We start from the raw sequence: 559 nt of genomic DNA, 5'->3' as shown, positions 1-559 counted from the left end.
GAGAAGACACTGCCGGGCAATCTCTCGAGGATAGACCGGCGCGTGATCTATCGAGCCTTCCGACATCAGTTTGTCCGCGATCAACCGATTCTTTCTGTCTAACATGAGTATGTAGAGGCATTCGGTAGCTCTGTGCTGAAACCGGCCCTGAACATAGGCCATAAGGGCGCTCCAGCTGCCGATTACGTCGCGGTTGAAAACCTTGGATCGACAGAGCTCCATAGAGAGGTCCTGGACCAGCCGTAGATCCTCGACAGCCGCCGCTGGCAGATCGAGTGTTGCGGCCGGCTGGGTGCTTGCCGCCTGGATGACCCCGCCCACATCGCTATAGGCCTTGATCAGCTTGCATGCCTGACTGAAAGCTGTGTCCCCGAGGTGCCGAGCCAAGAGCCTGGCCAGCAATGCTGGGCCCTCGAACCGCTGCGAGATATCGGCATCATGCTGAATAGCAGTTTTGGGCTCACTCATGGCTTTTCCTCCTTTAAATCCAGATCGCCATTCCTCACTCTTCCTTTCGCGTGGCGGACCTTAGAACGTTATATGGAATGTTAAGGGGTTA

1 protein-coding gene is annotated in these 559 nt (G+C 55.8%); it reads right to left on the bottom strand.

Translation table 11 applies throughout. From position 1 onward, the window contains the following. Positions 1 to 468 (bottom strand): JAB domain-containing protein (locus tag PKF00_RS44195; RefSeq protein WP_271223784.1); only part of this gene is annotated, 468 nt, incomplete at its 3' end. Positions 469 to 559 lie beyond the last annotated feature (91 nt).

Origin of the sequence: Streptosporangium carneum, assembly GCF_027922005.1 — a bacterium.
Lineage (GTDB): Bacteria > Actinomycetota > Actinomycetes > Streptosporangiales > Streptosporangiaceae > Streptosporangium > Streptosporangium carneum.
Note: the sequence above shows the minus strand (reverse complement) of the source record. Positions and strands in the feature narration are given on the sequence as shown.